At 62.9% G+C, this 738-nt stretch carries 1 protein-coding gene; it reads left to right on the forward strand.

Features of this window, described 5'->3' with window-relative positions; all coding sequences use genetic code 11:
* Positions 1–82: 82 nt before the first annotated feature.
* Positions 83–738: hypothetical protein (locus tag A6V29_RS08180; protein WP_137159855.1), on the forward strand; the 656-nt coding region annotated here is incomplete at its 3' end.

A 738-nucleotide genomic window follows, 5' to 3' on the forward strand; every position in this document is an offset into this window, starting at 1 on the left:
CCACTCCAGGGGACTCACCCCGGCATCCGCGTCCCGAGAAACCGGCATTCAGTCCCGCAGCACATGTACCGACACGTCAAACATGAGCGCGTCCCAACCAGCAGCCCGCAGCCAGGCACTAGAAGCCACCGCACGCAACAACGACGACCTGCTCAAACTCATCGACCGCGCGATCATGTACGCCCTACGGGACTACCCCAACGAGGAGGCCCTCCGAAGACGCCTCGAGATGATCAACAAGATTCCGACCATTGCACTCATGGGCACCGGCACCCCAGGACGCCTACCCCGACCCGCCCGAGCGCTCGCCACCCTCATCAACCAAGCCACCACCTCGACCGATGACTGGGCCTGGCTCAAGACGACACTCGCCTCCCTCGACATCGACCCCACCACCCTCCTCATCGAAGCCCAAGCAGCAGACGCCAGGCACTATCGAGAAGTGGCCATCCTGCTCGACAGCCCCACCGACTACGTCCTCTGGAAGGTCGCCGACCTGCCCTACATGCACGCTCCCAAGGACTGCCACAACAAGCCCTTCCACGAAGAGACCACGCGCCACCTCCAACGCCGACGCGGCCTCCTGCGACGCAAGCCGACCAGCCCAACTCCCGACGTGCTGGCTGGCCGTTACATGTTCGACCGTCTCCAAGACAGATCGCTTACGCCATGCAACTTCCACGAAGATCTCGACTGGGACAGAGTCTTCACAGACTCAGTGAATCGTCCTGGGGTGGG

The organism is Blastococcus sp. CCUG 61487 (assembly GCF_005222955.1).
Taxonomy (GTDB): domain Bacteria; phylum Actinomycetota; class Actinomycetes; order Mycobacteriales; family Geodermatophilaceae; genus Blastococcus.